This window comes from Duganella sp. GW821-FHT07F09, from assembly GCF_059418705.1.
Map to the genome: position 1 here is coordinate 263,735 of NZ_JBWKQJ010000007.1, position 17,274 is coordinate 281,008.

A 17,274-nucleotide genomic window follows, 5' to 3' on the forward strand; every position below is an offset into this window, starting at 1 on the left:
TCCTGGTGTTATAAGTGGTAGATGTCGATCACCTGGTTGATGTAATCGTTCTTGAGCACCACATATTTGTTGAGTATCAGCGGGCGCCCACCGGAAAAATCGATGACGTAGCGCGACATGCCGAAGTAGCTGAAGTCCGTCTTGTAACGATGGCTCAGCGTGTGCCAGTTGAAGCGCACCGTGTAGCGGCCATCTTCGCAGGACTCGATCTCCACGTTGGCGATATTGTGGCTGGTGCGGGTGTCCGGCATCGTCGCGCTGGAGCGCTCGGTCTTGATGCGGAACACGCGGTCCTCCAAGCCCTGGCGGGTCGGATAGTAGATCAGCGAGATTTCGCGCTGGGGGTCGCTGACCAGTTCATCGTCGTCGTCCCACGCCGGCATCCAGAACTGCGCGTCCGGGTGGTAGCACTCCAGCCAATCGTCCCACTGCTTGTCGTCCAGCAGACGGCTTTCCTTGTAGAGGAAGGCGCTGATTTGGTCGATCATGCCGCCTCTCCTTCGGCCTTGATCGCCTTTTTCATCACGTCCAGCCAATAACGGTGCTGGATCGTGTACAGGCCCTCGTCCTCGGTCTTGACGCCGCTCATGACGGGCGCCAGGCCGATTTCCCTGGCCGCCGCGTCGGCGCCCTGTACCCAGTGCGTCGAGCCCCGGCACATATCGTTCCATTCCAGCGCGCGGCCGTTGTAGCCTTGCTGGCAGGCGCGGAACTCCTCCAGATCATCCGGCGTGGCCATGCCGCTGACGTTGAAGAAGTCCTCGTACTGGCGGATGCGCCGTGCGCGCGCCTCGTCCGATTCGCCCTTCGGCGCGATGCAGTAGATCGTCACCTCCGTCTTGTCGACCGCAATAGGACGCAGCAGGCGGATTTGCGAGCCGAATTGGTCCATCAGGTACACATTCGGGTATAGGCACAGATTGCGCGAGCGCTCGATCATCCAGTCGGCCGTCGCACCGCCGAACTGCTCGGCGTATTCGGCGCGTTTCGGATAGTTGGGCCGGTCCTGCGGATTGGCCCACTGGGTCCACAACAGCAGGTGGCCATGATCGAACGCATAGAAGCCGCCGCCCTGCTTGCCCCAGTTGCCGGCGTCCATGGCGCGGATATTGTCCGGCCGGACTTCGTTCAGGTCCTTGCGGCGGTTGGTGGTGGCCGCATAGTTCCAGTGCACCGCCGAGACGTGATAGCCGTCGGCGCCATTCTCGGCCTGCAGCTTCCAGTTGCCCTCGAAGGTGTAGGTGGATGAACCGCGCAACACTTCCAGCCCGTCCGCCGACTGGTTGACAATCATGTCGATGATCTTGCCCGCCTCGCCCAGGAACTCGGCCAGCGGCAGCACGTCGTCATTCAGGCTGCCGAACAGGAAGCCCTTGTAGCTCTCGAAACGCGCGACCTTCTTCAGGTCGTGCGAGCCTTCCTTGTTGAAGCAGTCCGGATAGCCTGCGCCTTCCGGGTCCTTCACTTTCAGCAGCTTGCCGCTGTTGTTGAAGGTCCAGCCGTGGAACGGGCAGGTGTAGGTGGCCTTGTTGCCGCGCTTGTGGCGGCACAGCTGCGCGCCACGGTGGGTGCAGGCGTTGATGAAGGCATTGAGCTCGCCCTGGCGATTGCGCGCGATGAACACCGGCTGGCGGCCGATGTGCGTCGTGTAGTAATCGTTGTTGTTCGGGATCTGGCTTTCGTGGGCCAGGTAGATCCAGTTGCCCTCGAAGATATGCTTCATCTCCAGTTCGAACAGCTCGGGATCGGTGAAGGCGCTGCGATGCAAGCGGTAATCGCCCTTTTCGTGGTCTTCGACCAGGTAGTTATCCAGGTTCTTCGGCCCGGCCTTCTTCTCGACGTGAATCGGGATCATGATCGCATCTCCCCTCAGGCGGCGACGCGCACGCGCTGCACTTCGGCCGCCGGTGCCTGCTGGCGTTCGGCGTACAGGCGGAAATCGAAGTCGATTTCGGAATACGGCTGATCCAGCCCCTTGGCCGCGATGGCGGCCGGCTCGGTCACCTTGCGCACGGCAGGCACCAGGCCCTCGCGGCTGGCGAAGGCAAAATCGTCCCACAGGAACTCGTCGCCGTCGATATTGATTTGGGTGGTCAGCTTGCGCTGGCCCTCCGCGCTGATGAAGAAGTGGATATGCGCGGGACGGTGGCCGTGACGGCCCAGTTGATCGAGCAGGCGCTGGGTGGTGCCGTCCGGCGGGCAGCTGTAGCCGACCGGCAGGATACTGCGGAACTGGTAACGGCCCTCGCCATCGGCGATGATGGTGCGGCGAAGATTGAAGGGCGATTGCGTCTGGTCGAAGAACGAGTAGCCGCCCATCAGGTTACAGTGCCAGACTTCGACCTTGGCGCCGGCGACCGGCTTGCCCTGCTCGTCGCGCACGGTGCCCTGCATGAACAGGACTTCGGCCTTGTCGCTTTCGGTGCCGTCGTCGAGGCGTGCGAAGCCTTTGCTTTCCGGCGCGCCGGCCACGTACAGCGGGCCTTCGATAGTGCGCGGCGTGCCGCCGGCCAGTCCGGCCCTCGCTTCGGCTTCGTCGGCGCGGATATCGAGGAAGCGTTCCAGTCCCAGGCCCGGCGCCAGCAGGCCAAGCTCGTTGCGCACGGCCGATTCGCGCAGGTATTCCAGGCCGCTCCAGAATTCGGTGGCCTGGATGTCCAGGTCTTCGATGGTTTTGCACAGCGCGCTCACCAGGCCGAACACCACCTGCTGCACGCGCGGGTTGACCGGGCCGCTGGCGGTGTCGATGATCCAGCTTTTTACCAGGGTGTCGATTTCGTTATGGGTCATGCTAGTCTCCTTGTTGTGTGATCAGATGATTCAGGCGTCGGTGTCGCGGATCGAGGATGGATGGCGGCACATGGGCGTTACTTCGATTTGCATATACGGGAACAGCGGCAGCGAGGTCAGTAGCGCGTGCAACTCGTCGACGCTGTCGACGTCGAACATGCTGACGTTGGCGTACCGCCCGGCGATGCGCCAAAGATGGCGCCATTTACCGCTGCGCTGAAGGCTCTGCGCCAGTTCGCGTTCGGTCTTTTTCAGCTCGTCCGCTTGCGCCGCCGGCATGGCCGGTGGCAGTTGGACATCCATACGGACGTGGAACAGCATATTTGTCTCCTCTAAAATTCAAGACGTAGGCACGTAGGGCGGATTAGCGCAGCGTAATCGGCCATGCATGCTCCGTCGGCGGCTCATCAATGGCCGATTACGCCGTTCCGGCTAATCAGCCCTACGTGATCACTTGCGGCGCAAGCGTTCTAGCTTGTCGGTGTCGATCTCCACGCCCAACCCGGGGCCGGTCGGCACCTGCAACATAAAATCCTTGTACACCAGCGGGGTGCGCAGCAATTCCTCCGTCAACAGCAGCGGTCCAAACAACTCGGTGCCGGCCGACAGATCGCCAAACGTCGAGAACAGATGCGCCGAGGCGGCCGTGCCGATGGCACCTTCCAGCATCGTCCCGCCGTACAGCGCGATGCCCGACAACTGCGCCACCGCCGCGACCTGCGCCGCCGGAATCAAACCGCCCGACTGCGCGATCTTGACCGCGAAAACATCGGCCGCTCCCGCATTGGCCAGCGCCAGCGCATCGTGCGGACCCTGCAGAGCCTCGTCGGCCATCACCGCCACCGCATACCGCTGCGCCAGCCGCGCCATCGCGGCGACGTTTTCCGCCCTCACCGGCTGCTCGATCAGATCCACGCCGCCCGCCTCCAGCGCGGCTATCCCCTCCACCGCTTCCAGCTCGCTCCAGGCCATGTTGACGTCGACCCGCACGCTGACCGCGTCGCCCAGGGCCTTTTTGATCGCCAGTACGTGGGCCACGTCTTCCCTGACGGCGCGCGCGCCGATCTTCAGCTTGAAGATGCGGTGACGCCTCAACTCCAGCATCATCTGCGCCTCGGCGATGTCCCTGGCGGTGTCGCCGCTGGCCAGGGTCCAGGCCACCGGCAATGCGTCGCGCACCCGGCCACCCAGCAATTCGCTGAGCGGGATGCCGAGCCGGCGCGCCTGCGCGTCCAGCAATGCGGTCTCGATCGCGCATTTGGCGAAGCGGTTGCCCTGGATGACCTTGCGGATCTTCGCCATCGCCTTCGCCACCTGGCTCGCTTCCATGCCGATCAGCAGTGGCGCGATGTGGGTGTCGATATTGACCTTGATGCTCTCCGGGCTCTCCTCGCCGTAATTCAGGCCGCCGATGGTGGTGCCCTCGCCCCAGCCCTCGACGCCATCGGCGCAGCGCACCCGGACCAGCACCAGCGTTTGCGTGTTCATCGTCGCCACCGACAGCTTGTGCGGGCGTATCGTCGGCACGTCGGCAAGGATGACTTCTATGCTCTGGATCATATTTAATTTGTATAATGAGTCGGAATAAGTACACAATATGCCGTTCAAACGGGGGCGTCCAACACTGAGTTGGTATGATCTCCATACCCAACAGGTATTAAAGAGGGTTGTCCATGGAGCTACGCCACCTGCGCTATTTCGTCGCCGTCGCCGAAGAAAAGAACTTCACGCGGGCGGCCAAGCGCCTGTTCATCGCCCAGCCTCCGCTAAGCCGGCAAATCCAGCAGCTGGAAGAGGAGCTGGGGGTGGAACTGATCGAAAAGGGATCGCGTCCGTTGCGCCTGACCGAGGCCGGGACCTTCTTCCATGCCCACGCGCAGGAACTGCTGGCCAAGGCGGCCGAGCTCAAAACCATGACGCAGCGGGTCGGCAAGATCGACCGCACGCTGTCGATGGGCTTCGTCGCATCGACCTTGTACGGCCTGCTGCCGGACATCGTGCGGCACTTCCGCGAGCAGTACCCGACGGTGGAAGTGACCTTCCACGAGATGACGACGATGCAGCAGTTGAAGGCGCTGAAGGAAGGGATCATCGACGTCGGCTTCGGCCGGGTCAAGAGCGAAGACCCGAATATCCGCCGCATCGTGCTGCGCGAGGAGAGGCTGATCGTGGCGCTGCCGGCCGGGCATCCGCTGGCGCTGTCGGAAACCCCTCTCAGCCTGGTGGACCTGCTGATGGAAACGCTGATCGTCTATCCCAAGGCGCCGCGCCCCAGCTTCGCCGACCAGGTGCTGGGGGTTTTCAACGAAAGGTCCATCCTGCCGCACAAGATCATGGAGGTGCGCGAACTGCAGATCGCCATCGGCTTGGTCGCCGCCGGCGAAGGCGTGGCCGTGGTGCCGGACAGCGTGCAGGGCATGAAGCGTAACAACGTCGCCTACCGCGCCCTCACCGACCGCCACGCGGTGTCTCCGGTGATGTTCAGCGTCCGCAAAATGGACACCTCGGAGGAGTTGCGCAATATGCTCAATACAATTTACGACGTCTACGACCGGTGCGGCATCTCGTATATACGGGAATCGCTATAACCTGGCCATCAATCCTGTCATGTCATAGTCACAAGAATCATGTAGCATACCGGGGCGCATGATAACTATGCGGTTTAGCTAACTTCCCTCACAAGACGAACCAACATGACGAAGAAACTGTCCCTGCCCGTACTCGCGATCGCGACCACCTGTTTCGCCCTGCACGCCGGCGCCATCGCCGCGCCGGCCGCCAAGGCCACCAACGCCGCCCAGCCCAAGCTGGTCGTGGTGCTGGTGGTGGACGGGCTGCCGAATGAACAGGTGCAGCGCTACCGCGACCAATTCGGCGAGGGCGGCTTCCGCCGTCTGCTGGACCAGGGTGCCTCGTTCAGCAACGCGCACCAGGCGCACGGCGTGACCGTCACCGCGATCGGCCACAGCGCCGTGCTGACCGGCGCCTACCCCTACGTCCACGGCATCGTCGGCAACAACTGGATCGACCCCGTCACCAAAAAATCGGTCTACTGCACCGAAGACACCAACTACACCTACATCGGCGAGCACACCGATCCAAGCGACGGCACCGCGCCGACCAGGCTGCGGGTCGATACGCTGGGAGACCAGTTGCGCTACGCAACCGGTGACCGCAGCAAGGTCGTCGCCGTCTCGGGCAAGGATCGCGGCGCGATTCTGCTGGCGGGTAAAACCGGCACCGCGTACATGTACATGGAACAAACCGGCAATTTCGCCAGCAGCACCTTCTATATGAAGTCGCACCCGGCCTGGGTGCAGGCGTACCAGGCGACCAAGCCGCAGGACCGCTACTACGGCAAGGCGTGGACGCCGCTGCTGCCGGAAGCGGCGTACGCCGGCGACGCCAGCGAGGAACTGACTCCGGCCAAGCCAGGTGGCCACAACCGCCTGCCCTACACCTACTACAGCGAGAGCGGCCAGATCGACGCCGGCTACTACAACAACCTGAAAACCGGTCCGTTCCTCGACCAGCTGACGCTGGACTTCGCGCAGGCCGCGATCGAGGGCGAAAACCTCGGCCGCAATCCGGCCGGCGTGCCGGATCTGCTGGGGGTGAGCCTGTCGGCGCACGATTATGTGAACCACGCCTTCGGCCCGGAGAGCAAACTGTCGCACGACCATTTGCAGCGGGTCGACCGCATGCTGGCGCAGTTCTTCACCTATCTGGACAAGCGGGTGGGCATGGACAATGTGCTGGTGGTGCTCACGGCCGACCACGGATTCGCCAACACGGCCGAATTCTCGCAGTCGCGTCATCTGGATGCGCAGCGCATCAAGGGCGATCAACTGATGAAGGATCTGGGCAAGCATCTGTCGGATAAATTCGGCGGCGCCAAGCTGCTGACCGTGTGGTCGCTGCCTAGCGTGCACCTGGACTACGCGCAGATCGACAAGAGCGGCCTGCGACGCGAGGAAGTGGAAAACGCCGCCGCGCAATTCCTGCTGCAGCAAAAAGGCATCGCCGACGTCTTTACCCGCACGCAGTTCGAAAGCGGCGCGGTGCAAGGCACGCGCATGGCGACATTGATGCGCCGCGCGTGGAACCGCGAGGCGTCGGGCGATTTGATCGTGGTCACCAAGCCATACTGGTACTTCGGCTACGGCGACACCGGCACCACGCACGGTTCGCCGTACGCGTATGACACCAATGTGCCGCTGCTGATCATGGGTAAGCGCTGGGTCAAGCCGGGTAATTACGGCCAGTACGCGGAAGTGGTCGACATCGCGCCGACCCTGGCCAACATCCTGCGCGTGCGTCCGCCAGCCGGCGCCGAAGGCCGCGTGCTGACCGAAACCCTGCGTTAAGCCGCAGGCGGCTCGTGGCGGATTACGCCGTTCCGGCTAATCCGCCCTACGTGTCTCTACCTTAGTTTAAGCTGGCCAAATACTGATTCAAATGCTCGAAATTGAGCGGTTTCGAAAAATGGTGGGTGAACCCGGCCGCAACAGCCTTGCGCGCCGACTCGCTGTCGGCCGAACCGCTCAACGCGATGATCGGCAAGGCCTGCGTCCCGGGCATGCGGCGTATCGCCCGCACCGCGCCGTAGCCATCCATCCACGGCATCCCAAGATCCATGATGATCGCCTTCGGCATCGCATCGCGCACCGAGTCGCACGCCTCGTAACCATTGTGCGCGGCCGACGTCTCATAGCCGTGGCACTGCAGCAGCGCCGATAACGACTCCACCACATCGATATTGTCGTCGACGACCAGTACTTGATTTGCGTTTGCCATGTTTGCCTCGTTATTGATGAGTTCGATGAGCCATGCTAGCAATGCCTATACGCAATGTATGTTCGCTATCGCACCCTGACCGAACGGCCGCGAAATCGAAAATCGGTCGCCAATGGAAGGGCTTCCAGCTATAGTTGCCACTCCTTCCTTTTTGGCAAAAAAAGACATGAATAAATTCGGTTTGCTGCTGATCGCCTCCGGCGTTTTCACCTCTTCCCTCACAGCCTACGCCGCGGCGGCCAGCGCGCCGCGCGCCACCACCGCCACCGGCGTGGTGCAAGGCACGCTGGAGGCCTCCGGCGTGGCATCCTATAAAGGCATCCCGTTCGCCGCGCCTCCGGTGGGCGATTTGCGCTGGAAGGCGCCGCAGCCGGCGCAGAAGTGGAAAGGCGTGCGCAAGGCCGACCACTTCGGCCCGCGCGGCATGCAGCTGCCGCTGTATAGCGACATGGTGTTCCGCGCCGACGGCATGGGCGAGGACTGCCTGTACCTGAACGTCTGGACACCGGCCAAATCCGCGAAAGATAAGCTGCCGGTGCTGGTGTACTTCTACGGCGGCGGTTTCGCCACCGGCGACGGCTCCGAGCCCCGCTATGACGGCGAGAGCATGGCCGCCAAAGGCATCGTCACCTTGACCGTCAACTACCGTCTCAACGTGTTCGGCTTCCTGGCGCATCCTGAACTGACTGCGGAATCGCCGAACAAGGCATCGGGCAATTACGGCTTGATGGACCAGGCGGCGGCGCTGAAATGGGTGAAGGATAATATCGCGGCCTTCGGCGGCGACCCGTCGCGCGTGACCATCGCCGGCGAATCGGCCGGCTCGTTCTCGGTCAGCGCGCAGATGATCAATCCGATGGCCAAGGATTTGATCGCCGGCGCCATCGGCGAGAGCGGCGCCCTGCTTGGCGCGGCGCCGCAACCGCTGGCGATGGCCGAGAAGATTGGCGCCGCCTTTGCGGAATCGGCAGGCGCGCCGACGCTGGCAGCCTTGCGCGCCATGCCCGCACAGCAGCTGCTGGATGCGACAAAAAAACCGGGAACATGGTTCTTCGCGGTGCAAGACGGCTATGTGCTGCCGAATATTCCCACCTCCATGTATGCCGACGGCAAACAGGCGCGCATACCGCTGCTGGCCGGCTGGAATTCGCACGAGGGCCACTACAAGCAGATCCTGGGCGATAGCGAGCCGACGACCGCGAACTTCGCCGCCGCACTGCAAAAACTCTACGGCGACCAGGCGGCGGCCGCGCAGCAGGCCTACAGCGGCGACGTCGCCCAAGCGGCAACCGCGCTGGCAAGTGACCGCTTCATCAACTACGGCACCTGGAAGTGGATCGATACGCACGCGCGCACCAGCGGCAAGCCGGTGTATCGTTATTACTACAGCCGCCCGCGTCCCGGCGACCAGGGCGCCGCCCACTCGGCCGAAATCGAATACGCCATGGGTAACCTGAACCTGAATAAAGTGTATGCATGGGCCGACGAAGACCGCGCGCTGTCGAGCGTGATGCAAGGCTACTTCGCCAACTTCATCAAGACCGGCAATCCGAATGGCGCCGGCCTGCCGGAATGGCCGCAGGCCAGCAGCGGCGCGGGTTCCCGCCTGATGCACCTGGACGCGACCTCGCGCGCCGTCACCGCCAACGACGACGCCCGCTTCCAGTTCCAGGACGCCCAGATGCAAAAAAAACACTGACCAAAACAGGCGGCGGCGAGCACGGTTTACGTAAACAATATAAACCGTAGCATCGATTGTATTTTATTGTATCTGCCGGTGATACTTTGAAAACTTGCTATACACTAGTTCCTTTTCTTCTGACAAAGATCAGGAACACAGAATATGCGCAAAACATTCGGCTTCGTCGCCATTTGCTTTACGGTGTCCGCATTTGCGGCGGAACCCTTCGATGACAAGTTCCGCCAGTTGGACGAGGTTCTACCCACCGCCAACACCTACCGCACCGCCTCCGGCGCCCCCGGCGCCGCCTACTGGCAGCAGCGCGCGGACTACACCATCCGCGCCACGCTGGACGAAGCCAAACGTTCGCTCACCGGCAGCGAGCAAATCCGCTACCACAACAAGTCCCCCGATACGCTCAGCTACCTGTGGGTGCAGCTGGACCAGAACATCTACAAAAAAGACTCCGACGCGCGCATGATGTTGACGCAGCCGTCACGCGAGGCGTGGACCAAGCCGCCGACGCCGGACGACAGCTACAAGTTCGAAGGCCTGCGCGGCGTGCTGGCGGGCCGCGACTTCGACGGCGGTTTCAAGATCAAGAGCGTGAGCGCCGGCGGCCAGCCGCTGAAGTACGTGATCAACCGCACGATGATGCGCATCGATCTGCCGACGCCATTGAAGCCCGGCCAGAGCTACGCCTTCAATATCGACTGGTCCTACAACATCAACGAGCAGAAGGTGTTGGGCGGGCGTTCCGGCTACGAGAGCTTCGAGGAAGACAAGAACGACCTGTTCGAGATCGCCCAATGGTTCCCGCGCATGGCAGCCTACTACGACGTGACGGGTTGGCAGCACAAGCAGTTCCTCGGCGCCGGGGAGTTCACGCTGGAATTCGGCGACTACGACGTGCAGTTGACCGTCCCGGCCGATCACGTGGTCGCCTCCACCGGCGACCTGCAAAATCCCGGCGAGGTACTGAGCGCGGCGCAGCGCGACCGCCTGGCCAAGGCGAAGACCGCCACCAAGCCGGTGCTCATCGTCACCCAGGAGGAAGCGGAGAAGGCCGAGAAGTCGGTCAGCACCGCCACCAAGACCTGGCACTACAAGGCCGCCAACGTGCGCGACTTCGCCTGGGCATCGAGCCGCAAGTTCATCTGGGACGCGCAGGGCTACAAGAAGGACGGCACCAATGTGATGGCGATGTCGTACTATCCTAAGGAAGGCAATCCGCTGTGGGGCCAATACAGCACCCAGGCCATCATCCATACCATCGAGCAGTACAACAAGTACAGCTTCGACTATCCCTACCCTGCGGCGATCTCGGTCAACGGCCCGGTGGGCGGCATGGAATACCCGATGATCTCGTTCAACGGTCCGCGTCCGACCAAGGACAAGAAGACCGGCGCGCTGACCTGGTCGCAGCAGACCAAGTATGGCCTGATCGGCGTGATCATCCACGAAGTGGGCCACAACTACTACCCGATGATCATCAACTCGGACGAACGCCAGTGGACCTGGATGGATGAAGGCCTGAACACCTTCGTGCAGTATCTGGCCGAGCAGGCGTGGGAGCAGAACTACCCGTCGCGCCGCGGCGAACCGCGCAACATCGTCGACTACATGCGCAGCCAGAACCAGGTGCCGATCATGACCAACTCGGAGTCGCTGCTCCAGTTCGGGAACAACGCCTACGCCAAGCCGGCCACCGCGCTCAACATCCTGCGCGAGACCATCCTTGGGCGTGAGCTGTTCGACTATGCCTTCAAGGAGTACGCCAACCGCTGGAAGTTCAAGCGCCCCACTCCGGCCGATTTCTTCCGCACGATGGAAGACGCCTCCGGCACCGACCTTGACTGGTTCTGGCGCGGCTGGTTCTACACCACCGACGCGGTCGACATCAGCGTCGACGGCATCAGCGAATATGGCGTGAGCACCAAGGATCCGGAAAAGGAAAAAGCCTGGAAAAAGGCGCAGAAAGAGGCGGAGCCTATTTCGGTGTCGCAGCAGTTGAACAAGGCCATGCCCAAGCGCCTGGATAGCCATCCGGAGCTGAAGGACTTCTACAACGAGCATGACGAATTCACCGTCACCAACAAGGACCGCAACAGCTACGCCGAGGAGATCGAGAAGCTGGAGCCGTGGGAGAAGAAGCTGCTGGACCAAGGCAAGCACCTGTATCTGGTGGACTTCTCGAACATCGGCGGCCTGGTGATGCCGCTGGTGCTGGAGATTGAACTCAAGAGCGGCAAGAAGTACATCGAGCGCGTTCCGGCCGAAGTATGGCGCTTCTCACCGAAGAAGATCACCAAGTTGATCGTCACCGACGAGCCGATGGTCGGCCTGGTGCAGGACCCGTATTGGGAAACCGCCGATATCGACACCAGCAACAACGCCTGGCCGCGCAAGCTGACGCAATCGCGCGTGGAGTTGTTCAAGACCGAACGTGACCGCAATAACTTGATGCGCGACTTTAATACGCCGCTCAAGGGCAAGGACGACAAGTCGGGCAAAGAGACCGGCAACAAGGACGCGGCTGGCGAATGACGCAACGCGCCTTACGCTCGTTGGCAGCTACTGTGCTGATGCTGGTGCTGGCATTCGCCAGCACGGCGGCCGGCGCCCATAATTTTCACATGGGCATAGCCGATATCAGCTACAACGACCGCACCGGTAACACGGAGATCGTGCATACGTACACGTCGCACGATGTCTCCACCTTGCTCGCCAATCTGTACGGCCGTAGTTTCGACCTGGGCCAGGCGGACAGCGAACAGCCGCTGCGCCGCTACGTCGAAAAGCAGTTCCAGCTCGCCGGTCCGGATAACAAACGCCTGCCGCTGCAATGGGTGGGCGTGAAGGCCGACGCCGACAGCGTCGTCATCTTCCAGGAGATCGCCGGCACGAAACTCAAACCCGGCACTCGCATTCACAACGCCCTGCTGATAGACTTCCTGCCTTCGCAAAAGAACACAGTGAACCTGCAGACAGATGGCGCCATCCAAACCCTCATTTTCGATCAAGACAGCATCGATCAAACCGCCCGTTAAGCGGCTCATCCCCCTGGCGTTGGCGGCGGTCGCCTTCCACGCCCCCGTCCACGCCGACGACCTGCTGCAAAGAGTGACCATCGACGGCTCGCGCGCCAACCAGCTTGGCCTGGCCGATGCCGCCAGCTCGGGTAGCGTGTCGCAAAAGGAGCTGGCCGCGCGCACCGTCTACCGTCCCGGCGAACTGCTGGAAGCGATGCCGGGCCTGATCGTCAGCCAGCATAGCGGCGAAGGCAAGGCTAATCAGTTCTACCTGCGCGGCTTCAATCTGGACCACGGCACCGACCTGCGCACCACGGTCGACGACATGCCGGTCAACCAGCGCAGCCACGCGCACGGCCAGGGTTGGACCGATCTCAATTTCCTGATACCGGAGCTGGCGGTGCGGCTCGATTACAAAAAAGGCCCCTACTCCGCCGAGGAAGGCGACTTCGCCTCCGCCGGCACGGCTTCCGTGGTGTACGCCAATCGGCTGACGCAAGGCCTGGCAAGCGTGTCGGCCGGGCAGAACGGCTATGGCCGCGCGCTGCTCGCCGACTCCGTCGAACTGCCGCGCGGCAGCCTGCTGTACGCGCTGGAAGTGCTGCACAACGACGGCCCGTATGAAAACCCGGATAACTACCAAAAGGTCAACGCGGTGCTGCGCTACAGCGAAGGCTATGCCAACAACGGCTTCAATGTCAGCCTGATGGCCTACCGCGCGGACTGGAACGCCACAGACCAGATTCCGCTGCGCGCGGTGCGGGATGGCCAAATCGGCCGCTACGGCGCCATCGATCCCACCGACGGCGGCGAGGCACACCGCTACAGCCTCTCGGGCGCGTGGCGCCGCACGACGCCGGACAGCTCCTCCAAGATCAACGCCTACGTCATCGCGAACCAGCTGGATCTGTTCTCCAACTTCACCTACTTCATGGACGATCCGATTCGCGGCGACCAGTTCGCGCAGCCGGACACTCGCGTCACCAGCGGCCTGAATGCGAGCCACAGCTGGCACCAGCACGGCGACGGCTGGAACAGCGAGACCACCATCGGCCTGCAACTGCAAAACGATAACATCTTCAACGGTTTGTATAACACGCAGGCGCGCCAACGCGTTTCCACCACGCGCCAGGACCATATCGTCGAGTCCAGCGCCGGGCTGTTTGTCGAGAACAGCACGCGCTGGGACGATGCGTGGCGCACGGTGGCCGGCGCGCGCATCGATGGCTACCGCTTCGATGTCTCCAGCGACCTGGCGGCCAATTCCGGCACCGCGAACGACCACTTGGTCAGCCCCAGCCTGAGCGTGATCTACGGGCCGTGGAAAACGGCCGAGCTGTACGCCAATATCGGCACTGGCTTCCACAGCAACGACGCACGCGGCACCACGATCACCATCGATCCGAAAACCGGACTGGCCACCGGCAAGGTCTCCCCGCTGGTGCGTTCGCGCGGCATGGAACTGGGCGCGCGCAGCACCTGGCTGCCAGGCCTGCAATCGTCGCTGTCGTTCTACCGCCTGGATTTCGATTCCGAGCTGACCTTTGTCGGCGACGCCGGCACCACCGAGGCGGGTCCGCCGAGCCGCCGCTACGGCGTGGAATTCTCGAACTACTACAAGCCGCTGAAATGGCTGTCGGTCGATCTGGATTTGGCCTATGCGCGGGCGCGCACGCGCGGCGACGCGCCGGAAGGCAACCGCATCGCCGGAGCGATCGAAGGCACCGGCCAGCTGGCGGTGACGGTGGACGATGGCGGGCCGTTTTCCGGCTCGCTGAAGCTGCGCTACTTCGGCCCGCGCCCCCTCGTCGAGGACAACAGCGTACGTTCCAATTCCAGCATGACCCTGAACGGCCGAATACGCTGGAAGATCGGCAAGGACCTGTCGCTGGAACTGGAGGCGTTCAACCTGACCAACCGCCGCGATTCCGCCATCGACTACTACTACGCCTCGCAGTTGAAGGGCGAAGCGGAGCCGGTGACCGACATCCACTTCCACCCCATCGAATCGCGCTCGCTGCGGGCGACACTGATCAAGACGTTCTAATCAGCCCGCGCGTTCGTTCAGCATCGGGAACCCGCGCTGATGCCACACCGGATAGGCCGGCGAGACCTCGCTGGCCGCTTCCAGCAACGCGTTCTGCTCCGCGCTCAAACGCCAGCCGGTGGCGCCGATATTATCGATCAATTGCTGCTCGTCGCGGGCGCCGATGATGACGCTGGAGATGGTCTTCTTCCCCAGCAGCCAGTTCAGCGCCACCTGCGGCACCGTCTTGCCGGTTTGTTCGGCCACCACGTCCAGCGCGTCGACAATGCGGAACAGGCGCTCTTCCTCGAAATGCGGGCCGGTGCCGGCGATGTCATGCGCGCGGGTGCCCGGCCTGGCCGGCTGTCCGCGCCGGATCTTCCCGGTCAACTTGCCCCAGCCCAGCGGGCTCCAGACCATCGCGCCGACGCCCTGGTCCTCGGCCAACGGCATCAGCTCCCATTCGTAGTCGCGGTTCAACAGCGAGTAATAGATCTGGTGCGCGACGTGGCGCGGATAGCCGTAGCGGTCCGACACCGCCAGCGATTTCATCATGTGCCAGCCGGAGAAATTGGAGCCGCCGATATACCGCACCTTGCCTTCGCGGACCAGCTGGTCCAGGGTGGACAGCGTCTCTTCGACCGGGGTGTTGTTGTCCTGGCCGTGCAGCTGCAGCAGGTCGATATGCTCGACGCCCAGGCGCCGCAGGCAGTTGTCGACGGAATCGATCAGATGCTGGCGCGAGGAGCCGAAATCGTTGGCGCCGTCGCTGGTGGGGAACGTGACTTTGGTGGAGATGAGCAGGCGGTTGCGCTTGCCCTTGATGGCTTGGCCCAGCACTTCCTCGGCCAGGCCATCGGAATAGACGTCGGCGGTGTCGAACATCGATACGCCGTGTTCAAGGCACACATCGATCAGGCGCGTGGCCCCGCCGGCATCGGTGCTGCCCCAGGCTTTGAAGAAGTCGTTGCCCCCTCCAAAAGTCGCCGTGCCAAAACTGAGCTCCGGCACGCGCAAACCTGATTTTCCCAAACGATTGTGATTCATGGCTACCCTCCAGAACATTGGTTCTCGATTGTAGCCCGTACAAAAAAAACACGTAGGGCGGATTAGCGTAGCGTAATCGGCCATGCATGCGCCACGTTGACGCATGCATGGCCGATTACGGCGTTCCGCCTAATCCGCCCTACGTGGTTATACGGTCAAGCCGCTTCTACGGTCAGAACTCTTCCCACTCCCCGCTCGACGTCGCGGCGGCGGTGGTTTTGGCCTTCTGCGTCGGCGATGCCAACGGCTTGGCGACCGCCTTCACCACCGGCTTCGGAGGCGCCTTTTTCGTCACGGGCGCGCTGCGCGCGACCGGACGCGCCGGCGGCGTGTAGCTGGCCTGTTGCGCGCCGATCGTGAACGCGTTGACCACACGCTCCAGCGCATCCGCCTGATCGCGCAAGGTTTGCGCGGCTGCCGCGGTCTGCTCCACCAGGGCCGAATTCTGCTGCGTGGTCTCGTCCATCTGCGTGATCGACTGGTGCACCTGGGCGATACCCTCGTTCTGTTCCTGCGTCGCGGCGCTGATTTCGCCGACAATGTCGGTCACCTGCTTGATGCTGGAGACAACTTCGTTCATCGTCGAACCGGCCTGCTCGACCAACTTGGTGCCGGAACCGACTTTCTCGACCGAGTCGTCGATCAGTGCCTTGATCTCTTTTGCCGCCGCCGCCGAACGCTGCGCCAGATTGCGCACTTCGGTCGCAACGACGGCGAAACCACGGCCCTGTTCACCGGCGCGCGCCGCCTCGACCGCCGCGTTCAGCGCCAGGATATTGGTCTGGAAGGCGATGCCGTCGATGACCGAGATGATGTCGACGATCTTGCGCGACGATTCGTTGATCGAGCCCATGGTCACGACGACTTGCTCGACCACGCTGCCGCCCTGCGCCGCGACGTCGGAAGCCGAACGCGCCAGTTGGTTGGCCTGGCGCGCGTTGTCCGCGTTCTGGCCGACGGTGGACGTCAATTGCTCCATGCTGGCGGCGGTTTCCTCGAGCGAGGCCGCCTGCGACGAAGTGCGGTTCGACAGGTCGCCGGTGCCCGATGCGATCTGCTGCGAGGCCGTGCCGACCGCGCTGGTGGCGGCGCGCACGGTGTCGATCACGCCGGCGATCTGCTCCAGCAGCTTGTTGAAGGCGACGGCGGTGTGGCCGATTTCGTCCATGCGCTGGACCGGAATCTTCTGGGTCAGGTCCAGCGACTGGCTGACATTGACCAGGGTGCTGCGGATGCTTTCAAGGCTGTTCTTGATGATGCTGTACAGCTGCCATGCGAGCGCGCCGGTCACCAGCAGGCCAACCACGATCACCGACAGCATCAGGCGGAACGCGAAGGCGTAGGCGGCGGTGCTCTCGGTGCGGATATCGTCACTCAGCTTGTTGTTATAGGCGATGTGGTCGTCGAAGCCTTTTTTAAGGGCGCCGGCGGTCAGGGCCAGCGGCGTGCCGGGCATGAGGGTGGCGCGCACCGCATCCATGTCGCCGGCGTGGGCGCCGGCCAGGAACGGAATCAGCGCCTGGCGATAGGCCGCCATGTTGGCCTTGTCCGCCTCCAGCAGCTTGCGGTCGGTCTCGTCGAAGATGCGTTCTTTTTCGTAGGTCGCGATGACCGTGTCGAATTTGGCATGGGCGTCGTTGTAGGCCTTGTCCAGCGCCGTTTTATCGGTCAGGTTGGAGAACACCGAAAGACGGTAGCCGGCCAGGCGGCTGTCTGCGAGGTAGCCTTTGGCCTCGTTCAGGCCCGCGATGCTAGGGTCTAAACGGGTTTGCACCAGGTCCAGCCGCGCTTGGGCGCGCGACAGTTGATTCAGTCCGGTGAAGCCGACAAAGATCAGCGCCAGCAGCGCCAATGACAGGGTCAGAATCAAGCGCTTGGTAATAGTCATGGTGACTTTTCTC

Annotated in this window: 14 protein-coding genes; 6 read left to right on the forward strand and 8 right to left on the reverse strand. The window is 62.7% G+C overall.

Annotated features, from left to right (window positions below; all coding sequences use genetic code 11):
* Positions 1 to 8: 8 nt before the first annotated feature.
* The 5 genes from benB to AC07P1_RS20030 all read right to left on the reverse strand — a co-directional run bounded on the left by benB (position 9) and on the right by AC07P1_RS20030 (position 4,350).
* Positions 9 to 488 carry a benzoate 1,2-dioxygenase small subunit gene (gene benB, locus AC07P1_RS20010; protein WP_494697457.1) on the reverse strand — a complete coding sequence of 160 codons (480 nt, stop codon included), beginning with the start codon at positions 486 to 488 and terminating at the stop codon, positions 9 to 11.
* Positions 485 to 1,855, reverse strand: a complete 1,371-nt coding sequence (benA, locus tag AC07P1_RS20015; RefSeq protein WP_494697458.1) for a benzoate 1,2-dioxygenase large subunit — start codon at positions 1,853 to 1,855, stop codon at positions 485 to 487. Before benA ends, benB begins: the two co-directional genes overlap by 4 nt.
* Positions 1,856 to 1,869: 14 nt before the next feature.
* Positions 1,870 to 2,790, reverse strand: coding sequence for a catechol 1,2-dioxygenase (catA, locus tag AC07P1_RS20020; protein ID WP_494697459.1), 921 nt, complete (start codon positions 2,788 to 2,790; stop codon positions 1,870 to 1,872).
* A gap of 30 nt (positions 2,791 to 2,820) precedes the next feature.
* Positions 2,821 to 3,111: a muconolactone Delta-isomerase gene (gene catC / locus AC07P1_RS20025; RefSeq protein ID WP_494697460.1), complete on the reverse strand. Its 291-nt coding sequence runs from the start codon at positions 3,109 to 3,111 to the stop codon at positions 2,821 to 2,823.
* Between the two features lie 129 nt (positions 3,112 to 3,240).
* Complete coding sequence (locus AC07P1_RS20030; protein ID WP_494697461.1) at positions 3,241 to 4,350, reverse strand: muconate/chloromuconate family cycloisomerase; 1,110 nt, start codon at positions 4,348 to 4,350, stop codon at positions 3,241 to 3,243.
* Between the two features lie 113 nt (positions 4,351 to 4,463).
* Here AC07P1_RS20030 and AC07P1_RS20035 point away from each other — a divergent pair, with 113 nt between their 5' ends.
* Positions 4,464 to 5,378 carry a LysR substrate-binding domain-containing protein gene (locus AC07P1_RS20035; protein WP_494697462.1) on the forward strand — a complete coding sequence of 305 codons (915 nt, stop codon included), beginning with the start codon at positions 4,464 to 4,466 and terminating at the stop codon, positions 5,376 to 5,378.
* Positions 5,379 to 5,483: 105 nt separating this feature from the next.
* Positions 5,484 to 7,157, forward strand: coding sequence for an alkaline phosphatase family protein (locus AC07P1_RS20040; RefSeq protein WP_494697463.1), 1,674 nt, complete (start codon positions 5,484 to 5,486; stop codon positions 7,155 to 7,157).
* Positions 7,158 to 7,218: 61 nt separating this feature from the next.
* Here the strand turns inward: AC07P1_RS20040 and AC07P1_RS20045 are convergent, their stop codons facing one another.
* Positions 7,219 to 7,587, reverse strand: a complete 369-nt coding sequence (locus AC07P1_RS20045; RefSeq protein ID WP_494697464.1) for a response regulator — start codon at positions 7,585 to 7,587, stop codon at positions 7,219 to 7,221.
* 166 nt (positions 7,588 to 7,753) lie between these two features.
* Between AC07P1_RS20045 and AC07P1_RS20050 the strand changes: the two genes are divergently transcribed.
* The 4 genes from AC07P1_RS20050 (at position 7,754) to AC07P1_RS20065 (ending at position 14,347) form a co-directional block, all read left to right on the forward strand.
* A complete protein-coding gene (locus AC07P1_RS20050; RefSeq protein ID WP_494697465.1) occupies positions 7,754 to 9,286 on the forward strand; it encodes a carboxylesterase/lipase family protein in 1,533 nt (510 codons plus the stop codon).
* A 144-nt stretch (positions 9,287 to 9,430) separates the two neighbouring features.
* Positions 9,431 to 11,815 (forward strand): M1 family metallopeptidase, encoded by a 2,385-nt coding sequence (locus tag AC07P1_RS20055; RefSeq protein WP_494697466.1) that lies wholly within the window; start codon positions 9,431 to 9,433, stop codon positions 11,813 to 11,815.
* On the forward strand, positions 11,812 to 12,318 hold the full coding sequence (locus AC07P1_RS20060; protein ID WP_494697467.1) for a DUF6702 family protein: 507 nt from the start codon (positions 11,812 to 11,814) through the stop codon (positions 12,316 to 12,318). The genes AC07P1_RS20055 and AC07P1_RS20060 overlap by 4 nt, the downstream gene beginning before the upstream one ends.
* Positions 12,260 to 14,347 carry a TonB-dependent receptor gene (locus AC07P1_RS20065; protein WP_494697468.1) on the forward strand — a complete coding sequence of 696 codons (2,088 nt, stop codon included), beginning with the start codon at positions 12,260 to 12,262 and terminating at the stop codon, positions 14,345 to 14,347. Before AC07P1_RS20060 ends, AC07P1_RS20065 begins: the two co-directional genes overlap by 59 nt.
* On the opposite strand, the gene AC07P1_RS20070 is transcribed toward AC07P1_RS20065, so the two are convergent.
* Both AC07P1_RS20070 and AC07P1_RS20075 read right to left on the reverse strand, forming a co-directional pair.
* A complete protein-coding gene (locus AC07P1_RS20070) occupies positions 14,348 to 15,373 on the reverse strand; it encodes an aldo/keto reductase (protein ID WP_494697469.1) in 1,026 nt (341 codons plus the stop codon). It abuts the gene before it with no gap.
* A gap of 172 nt (positions 15,374 to 15,545) precedes the next feature.
* Positions 15,546 to 17,261, reverse strand: a complete 1,716-nt coding sequence (locus tag AC07P1_RS20075; protein WP_494697470.1) for a methyl-accepting chemotaxis protein — start codon at positions 17,259 to 17,261, stop codon at positions 15,546 to 15,548.
* Positions 17,262 to 17,274 lie beyond the last annotated feature (13 nt).

Excerpts from the sequence above, each read along its gene's own strand:
- benB (WP_494697457.1), bottom strand. The coding sequence starts at position 488 with ATGATCGACCAAATCAGCGCCTTCCTCTACAAGGAAAGCCGTCTGCTG.
- benA (WP_494697458.1), bottom strand. The coding sequence starts at position 1,855 with ATGATCCCGATTCACGTCGAGAAGAAGGCCGGGCCGAAGAACCTGGAT.
- catA (WP_494697459.1), bottom strand. The coding sequence starts at position 2,790 with ATGACCCATAACGAAATCGACACCCTGGTAAAAAGCTGGATCATCGAC.
- catC (WP_494697460.1), bottom strand. The coding sequence starts at position 3,111 with ATGCTGTTCCACGTCCGTATGGATGTCCAACTGCCACCGGCCATGCCG.
- AC07P1_RS20030 (WP_494697461.1), bottom strand. The coding sequence starts at position 4,350 with ATGATCCAGAGCATAGAAGTCATCCTTGCCGACGTGCCGACGATACGC.
- AC07P1_RS20035 (WP_494697462.1), top strand. The coding sequence starts at position 4,464 with ATGGAGCTACGCCACCTGCGCTATTTCGTCGCCGTCGCCGAAGAAAAG.
- AC07P1_RS20040 (WP_494697463.1), top strand. The coding sequence starts at position 5,484 with ATGACGAAGAAACTGTCCCTGCCCGTACTCGCGATCGCGACCACCTGT.
- AC07P1_RS20045 (WP_494697464.1), bottom strand. The coding sequence starts at position 7,587 with ATGGCAAACGCAAATCAAGTACTGGTCGTCGACGACAATATCGATGTG.
- AC07P1_RS20050 (WP_494697465.1), top strand. The coding sequence starts at position 7,754 with ATGAATAAATTCGGTTTGCTGCTGATCGCCTCCGGCGTTTTCACCTCT.
- AC07P1_RS20055 (WP_494697466.1), top strand. The coding sequence starts at position 9,431 with ATGCGCAAAACATTCGGCTTCGTCGCCATTTGCTTTACGGTGTCCGCA.
- AC07P1_RS20060 (WP_494697467.1), top strand. The coding sequence starts at position 11,812 with ATGACGCAACGCGCCTTACGCTCGTTGGCAGCTACTGTGCTGATGCTG.
- AC07P1_RS20065 (WP_494697468.1), top strand. The coding sequence starts at position 12,260 with ATGGCGCCATCCAAACCCTCATTTTCGATCAAGACAGCATCGATCAAA.
- AC07P1_RS20070 (WP_494697469.1), bottom strand. The coding sequence starts at position 15,373 with ATGAATCACAATCGTTTGGGAAAATCAGGTTTGCGCGTGCCGGAGCTC.
- AC07P1_RS20075 (WP_494697470.1), bottom strand. The coding sequence starts at position 17,261 with ATGACTATTACCAAGCGCTTGATTCTGACCCTGTCATTGGCGCTGCTG.